The sequence below is a fragment of the Streptomyces albidochromogenes genome (assembly GCF_005981925.1).
Taxonomy (GTDB): domain Bacteria; phylum Actinomycetota; class Actinomycetes; order Streptomycetales; family Streptomycetaceae; genus Streptomyces; species Streptomyces albidochromogenes.
The window spans coordinates 1-6,550 of the sequence record NZ_VBVX01000341.1; the positions used below are offsets into that span (position 1 = coordinate 1).

Annotated in this window: 8 protein-coding genes; 4 read left to right on the forward strand and 4 right to left on the reverse strand. The window is 68.8% G+C overall.

Annotated features, from left to right (window positions below; genetic code table 11):
- Positions 1-115 precede the first annotated feature (115 nt).
- From pstC to pstB, 3 genes are read left to right on the forward strand one after another with little or no spacing between them, the layout of a single operon-like run.
- Entirely contained in the window at positions 116-1,117 is a 1,002-nt protein-coding gene (gene pstC, locus E2E34_RS29370; protein WP_138904913.1) for a phosphate ABC transporter permease subunit PstC, read from the forward strand.
- On the forward strand, positions 1,114-2,193 hold the full coding sequence (gene pstA, locus E2E34_RS29375; protein ID WP_208765372.1) for a phosphate ABC transporter permease PstA: 1,080 nt from the start codon (positions 1,114-1,116) through the stop codon (positions 2,191-2,193). Before pstC ends, pstA begins: the two co-directional genes overlap by 4 nt.
- A 24-nt stretch (positions 2,194-2,217) precedes the next feature.
- Positions 2,218-2,994: a phosphate ABC transporter ATP-binding protein PstB gene (gene pstB, locus E2E34_RS29380; RefSeq protein WP_138897830.1), complete on the forward strand. Its 777-nt coding sequence runs from the start codon at positions 2,218-2,220 to the stop codon at positions 2,992-2,994.
- Positions 2,995-3,116: 122 nt separating this feature from the next.
- On the opposite strand, the gene E2E34_RS29390 is transcribed toward pstB, so the two are convergent.
- Positions 3,117-4,115, reverse strand: a complete 999-nt coding sequence (locus tag E2E34_RS29390) for an inorganic phosphate transporter (protein ID WP_138904914.1) — start codon at positions 4,113-4,115, stop codon at positions 3,117-3,119.
- A 6-nt stretch (positions 4,116-4,121) separates the two neighbouring features.
- Positions 4,122-4,742: a DUF47 domain-containing protein gene (locus E2E34_RS29395; RefSeq protein WP_028814660.1), complete on the reverse strand. Its 621-nt coding sequence runs from the start codon at positions 4,740-4,742 to the stop codon at positions 4,122-4,124.
- A 195-nt stretch (positions 4,743-4,937) separates the two neighbouring features.
- Here E2E34_RS29395 and E2E34_RS29400 point away from each other — a divergent pair, with 195 nt between their 5' ends.
- Positions 4,938-5,306 (forward strand): metal-sensitive transcriptional regulator, encoded by a 369-nt coding sequence (locus E2E34_RS29400; protein WP_138904915.1) that lies wholly within the window; start codon positions 4,938-4,940, stop codon positions 5,304-5,306.
- Positions 5,307-5,347: 41 nt separating this feature from the next.
- Here the strand turns inward: E2E34_RS29400 and E2E34_RS29405 are convergent, their stop codons facing one another.
- Both E2E34_RS29405 and E2E34_RS29410 read right to left on the reverse strand, forming a co-directional pair.
- Positions 5,348-5,563, reverse strand: coding sequence for a hypothetical protein (locus tag E2E34_RS29405; RefSeq protein WP_138904916.1), 216 nt, complete (start codon positions 5,561-5,563; stop codon positions 5,348-5,350).
- A gap of 110 nt (positions 5,564-5,673) precedes the next feature.
- Complete coding sequence (locus E2E34_RS29410) at positions 5,674-6,498, reverse strand: SCO4651 family lipoprotein (protein WP_138904917.1); 825 nt, start codon at positions 6,496-6,498, stop codon at positions 5,674-5,676.
- Between the last annotated feature and the right edge of the window lie 52 nt (positions 6,499-6,550).

Genomic DNA, 6,550 nt, shown 5'->3' on the forward strand with positions numbered 1-6,550 from the left:
TCCCCACCCTCTCCTGACCCCGGGCGCGGCCGGCCCCGTCACGAGGGGGCCGGCCGCGCCTTCCGGTGCACCGCCGCCAGGAGCCCCACCGGGCTCCGCAGACCGGAGAAAACTGATGGATATAGCTACCGAACCCACCTCGTCCTCCCCACCCCCGCCCGGACCCGTCAACACGCTGGCCTCCCAGGGCAGCACCCACGCCGGAGACCGGATCTTCCTCGGTCTGTCCCGGGGGTCGGGCATCGCACTTCTGGTGATCATGGCCGCCATCGCGGCCTTCCTCACCTACCGCGCCGGCCTCGCCGTCTCCAAGGACGACGCCAACTTCCTCACCACCTCCGAGTGGAACCCGGCCGGCAAGCCGCCGGTCTTCGGCATCGCCGTCCTCCTCTTCGGCACGATCGTCAGCTCGATCATCGCCATGCTCATCGCCGTGCCGGTCGCCATCGGCATCGCGCTGTTCATCTCGCACTACGCCCCGCGCAGGCTGGCCACGCCGCTCGCGTACGTGGTCGACCTGCTCGCGGCGGTGCCCAGCATCATCTACGGCCTCTGGGGCGCCGTCTTCCTGGTCCCGTACCTGGACGGCCTCAACAAGTGGCTCGACGAGTACTTCGGCTGGACGTACATCTTCGACAAGACGAGCGACGGCATCGCCCGCAACCTCTTCACGGTCGGCATCCTGCTGGCGATCATGATCCTGCCGATCGTCACCAACGTGACCCGCGAGGTCTTCCTCCAGTCGCCGAAGATGATCGAGGAGGCCGCCCTGGCCCTCGGCGCCACGCGCTGGGAAGTCATGCGGATGTCCGTACTCCCCTTCGGCCGCTCGGGCATCATCAGCGCCTCGATGCTGGGCCTGGGCCGCGCCCTCGGCGAGACGATGGCCGTCGCCGTCGTGCTCTCCCCGAGCTTCATCATCTCCGGCCGGCTGCTCGACCCGGGCGGCGGCACCTTCGCGCAGAACATCGCCGCGAAGTTCAACGAGGCGGACGAGTTCGGCCGTGACGCCCTGATCGCCTCCGGTCTCGTGCTCTTCGTCATCACGTTGCTGGTCAACGGCGCCGCCCGCTGGATCATCGGCCGCCGCAAGGAGTACTCGGGGGCCAACGCATGAACCAGACAAGCCAGGTAATGGACAAGCCCCCGGTCTCCCCGGCCCCGCACACCAAGCTCGCCCACGCCCGACTCCCCCGGTGGGCCCCGGCCGCCATCGCCGTCGGATCCGTCGCGGCCGGCATCGGCCTCGGTCTCGTCGCCGGCTGGCACAGCCGGGTGCAGTGGGGCATGCTGGCCGCCCTGATCTTCGTACTGGCCACCTTCGCGATCACCACCAAGGTGGAAGGCAGCCGCCAGGGCAAGGACCGCGTGGCGACCAGCGTCGTCTGGGTCAGCTTCATCCTCGCCCTCGTCCCGCTGCTCTCCCTGGCCTGGGTGACGATCAGCAAGGGCATCAAGGTCATCGACGGCTACTTCCTCAGCCACTCGATGAGCGGTCTGCTCGACACCGACGAGGGCGGCGGCGTCTACCACGCCCTGCTCGGCACCCTGGAGCAGGTCGGCATCGCGACGCTGATCGCCGCCCCGATCGGACTGCTCACCGCGGTCTACCTGGTCGAGTACGGCCGCGGCAGGCTCGCGAAGACCGTCACCTTCTTCGTCGACGTCATGACGGGCATCCCGTCGATCGTCGCGGGCCTGTTCATCCTCGCCACCTGGAATCTGATGCTGGGCTTCGGGCCCTCCGGATTCGCCGGCGCGCTGGCCCTCGCGATCCTGATGATGCCGGTCGTCGTCCGCTCCACCGAGGAGATGCTCAAGCTCGTCCCGAACGAGCTGCGCGAGGCCTCTCTGGCTCTCGGCGTCCCCAAGTGGCGGACTATCCTCAAGGTGGTGCTGCCGACCGCGATCGGCGGAATCACCACCGGCGTCATGCTCGCGGTGGCCCGTATCACGGGCGAGACCGCCCCGGTTCTGTTGCTCGTCTTCGGTACGAAGCTGATCAACCCGAACCCCTTCGAAGGTGCCCAGTCCTCGCTTCCGCTGTACGTGTACGAGCAGTACATCGTCGGCACCGAAGCGTCGGTCGACCGGGCCTGGGGCGCAGCGCTCGTCCTGATCGCCTTCGTCATGATCCTCAACCTGGTGGCCCGCGGCATCGCCCGCTGGAAGGCCCCGAGCACCGGCCGCTAAGGCCAGCAGAAAGCAGTGATTCAGATGGCCAAGCGAATCGACATCAGCGGCCTGTCGGCCTACTACGGCAACCACAAGGCGATCGACGACATCTCGATGACCGTCGAGCCCCGCTCCGTGACGGCCTTCATCGGCCCCTCCGGCTGCGGCAAGTCCACCTTCCTGCGCACCCTCAACCGGATGCACGAGGTCACCCCCGGCGGCCGCGTCGAGGGCAAGGTCCTCCTGGACGACGAGAACCTGTACGCCAAGGACGTCGACCCGGTAGCCGTCCGCCGTACGGTCGGCATGGTCTTCCAGCGCCCCAACCCCTTCCCCACCATGTCGATCTTCGACAACGTGGCGGCGGGCCTGCGCCTCAACGGCTCGTACAAGAAGAACAAGCTGGCCGAGGTCGTCGAGAAGTCGCTGCGCGGCGCGAACCTCTGGAACGAGGTCAAGGACCGCCTGAACAAGCCCGGTTCCGGCCTCTCCGGCGGCCAGCAGCAGCGCCTGTGCATCGCCCGCGCGATCGCGGTCGAGCCGCAGGTCCTGCTCATGGACGAGCCGTGCTCGGCGCTCGACCCGATCTCGACCCTCGCCATCGAGGACCTGATCGGCGAGCTGAAGGAGCGCTTCACGATCGTCATCGTGACGCACAACATGCAGCAGGCCGCGCGCGTCTCGGACCGTACGGCGTTCTTCAACCTCGCGGCGATCGGCCAGCCCGGCAAGCTGATCGAGATAGACGACACGGAGCGGATCTTCTCCAACCCGTCCGTCCAGGCCACCGAGGACTACATCTCCGGCCGCTTCGGCTAGAAGCCGGCCGCCCCGCCTGTCCTGCGGTGCTGCATGGCGGTGCCACCGCAAGGCAAAGGGCCCGCCCCCCACTCCTCACGAGGAGCGGGGGGCGGGCCCGTTTTCGTACCGGTGCCGGAGCGCTAGCCGAAGGCCAGCAGCACGACCCAGTAGCACGCCGCGGCCACGAGTGCGGCCGCCGGCATGGTGATGAACCAGCCCATCACGATGTTCTTGGCGACGCCCCACCGCACGGCACGCGACCCCTTGGTCGAACCGACGCCCATGATCGCGGAGGTGATGACATGCGTCGTCGAGATCGGCGCGTGGAACATGAAGGAGGCGGTGTACATCACGGACGCGGCCGTGGTCTCCGCCGCGAAGCCCTGCGGCGGGTCCAGCTCGATGATCCGCCGGCCGAGCGTCCGCATGATCCGCCAGCCGCCCGCGTACGTACCGAGCGAGAGCGTCAGCGCGCAGGCGATCTTGACCCACATCGGGATCGCGTCGCCCTGACCCTCGACGTCGGCGATGACCAGGGCCATCACCACGATGCCCATGGTCTTCTGCGCGTCCTGGAGGCCGTGCCCCAGCGCCATGCCTGCCGCGGAGACGGTCTGGGCGATACGGAAGCCGCGCTTGGCCTTGTGCGGGTTCGCCTTCCGGAACATCCACAGGATGACGACCATCACCAGGTAGCCGAGCAGCAGCCCGACGAACGGCGAGATGAACATCGGGATGACGACCTTCTCCAGCACCCCGGACCAGATGACCTCGGTGCCGCCGGCGAGCGCCGCGCCCACCATGCCGCCGAACAGCGCGTGCGAGGAGGACGACGGGAGCCCGAAGTACCAGGTGACGAGGTTCCAGACGATCGCCCCGACCAGGGCGGCGAAGAGGATTCCCATCCCCTTGTCGCCGTGCGGGGTCGCGATGAGCCCCTCACTGACGGTCTTGGCGACGCCGCTGCCGAGGAAGGCACCGGCGAGGTTCATCACGGCGGCCATGGCGAGGGCCGCGCGCGGGGTCAGCGCCCGCGTGGAAACCGAAGTCGCGATGGCGTTCGCGGAATCGTGAAAGCCGTTGGTGTACGTGAATCCGAGCGCGACCCCGATGGTCACGATGAGCGCAAAGGTGTCCACCGGAGGTCAGGACTCCTTGACGGCGATCGTCTCGACCGTGTTGGCGACGTGCTCGAAGGCGTCGGCCGCCTCCTCCAGCACGTCCACGATCTGCTTCAGCTTCAGCACGTCCATGGCGTCGTACTTGCCGTTGAACAGGTGCGCGAGCAGCTTGCGGTGGATCTGGTCGGCCTGGTTCTCGAGGCGGTTGACCTCGATCCAGTACTCGGTGAGGTTCGTCATCGTCCGCAGGTGCGGCATGGCCTCGGCGGTCAGCTCGGCGGCCCGGGCCAGCACCTCGATCTGCTGCTCGACGCCCTTGGGCAGCTCCTCGATCTGGTACAGCACGACCAGGTCGACGGCCTCCTCCATGTAATCCATGATGTCGTCGAGCTGCGACGCGAGGTTGTAGATGTCCTCGCGGTCGAACGGCGTGATGAACGAGGAGTTCAGCTGGTGGAAGATCGCGTGGGTCGCGTCGTCCCCCGCGTGCTCCGCTGCCCTCATCCGCTCCGCGATCTCGACTCGGGCGGAGGAGTCCGCTCCGAGCAGTTCCATCAGGAGCTTCGAGCCCGTGACGATGTTGTCCGCGGATGCGGAGAACATGTCGTAGAAGCTCGTCTCCCTGGGGGTCAGACGAAAGCGCACGTGGGGTCCTCGGGGTGCATTGGATTCGGTCAGGGTGATGCTAGGCGCATCATCCGGCCACGGCTAACCGGCGTTCTTCAGTGTCGCCCATCAGGCACAGTGCTCTGTACGGGCCCCCGAGCCCCTACCCGGGAAATTCGTTACCATATACCCATGAGGGGTATACAGCCCCTTTGAGGACAACGGGAGGACGCGATGACGACCACCGAGGCGGCCGGCGCGACGACGAGCGACGCGCCCTCCGGATCCCCCGAAGCCGTGGTGACCGACCACGACCTCGGCGTGCACGGATACCACAAACAGAAGGACGAGCACCTCAAGCGCCTGCGCCGGATCGAGGGCCAGATCCGCGGCTTGCAGCGACTGGTCGACGAGGACGTCTACTGCATCGACATACTCACCCAGGTCTCGGCGTCGACGAAGGCCCTGCAGTCCTTCGCGCTCCAGCTCCTGGAGGAGCACCTGCGGCACTGCGTGGCCGACGCGGCGGTCAAGGGCGGCACGGAGATCGACGAGAAGGTCGAAGAGGCCACCAAGGCGATCGCCCGCCTGCTGCGCACCTGATCAACGCGGACCGGTGGTCCGGGGGCCCGACGGCCGCCGGGCTACCGCTCCCGCCGCCGCCGGGGCCACTCGACGCCTTCGGCCGCCGTGGCGGCCACGCCCGCTCCCACCTTCAGCACCTCGTCGATACGGTCCGGGCTGAGCCGTTCCCCGTCGGCCGCGGACGCCGCGATCATCAACTCCCCGCACAGCTCGATCTCGGCGAGGGCGACGTGGTCATGGACGGGCGTACTGCTGCCGAGCGGAGCCACGTGCATCACCTCTTCCAGCCGTCGTCGGCTTCCTAGCGTAGGCAGCGCGGCACACACCGCGCATGGCACGGACGGACCATTTCCCCGCCACCCACCCGTGGTGGACAGGGCTCGCCCTACGCCTGGATCTTCCCGGCGTAGATGTCGCGAGCGGCCGGCAGCCGCACCTCGACGGGCGCCCCGAACGCGTACAGCAGCGTCGTGGAGGCGACGGCGACCGTACGTCCCGCGTTGGCGAAGTCGAACCGGTGGCGGACCTTGCGCAGCCGCCCCTGGTCGTCGAGGTACGCGTCGAACGGAACCGCGTCCTTGGCGAACCCTTTCGCCGCGGCGCTCAGCGCACCGCGCACATGCGGCGAGGCGACGCGGGCGGCGCGGGCGATGTCGGTGACCCCGCGGTAGTGCCGGACCCCGGTACCGGCCACATCGGCCCGCCCGACGTACGCCGCCTCCTTCGCGCCGCGCAGCAACTCGGCGGCGGCGAGCGGGTCCGTGGCCCCGCCGGTGACCAGGTTCCCGTCGTCCAGCGTGGCCGTGTCGATCCGCACCCACTTGTCGGCGGGCACGCCCGCGCCCCGGTTCTTCATGTACAGCGCGCCGGGCGCGAGCAGTTCGGTGATCGGCCGGTGCTTGTCCGCGCCGTCGGGGTCGGGCGGCAGCAGCACCTTGAGCTGCCCCATCCGCTTCTTGAAGTCGTACGCCCCTTCGCCCCGGATGGTGACCCGGGTGCCGCCGGTCGCCATGACCATGGACGTGCGGGCCTCGGAGCTGCCCGCGGCGACCAGCCCGTCGGCGGCGCCGCGCACGGCGGCCAGGGGGTCACCGCCCTGCTGGTCCTCGGCGACCGCACCGCCGCCGGAACACGCGGCGCAGGCGATCAGCCCCGCCGCGACGGCCACGGCGGTCGCACCGCCCTTGACCCTGTGCTGCTGCACCACCATCGCCGCCAACCCCCAACGCACTGCCGCCCTGTGTCCGATCCCACCCGACCCG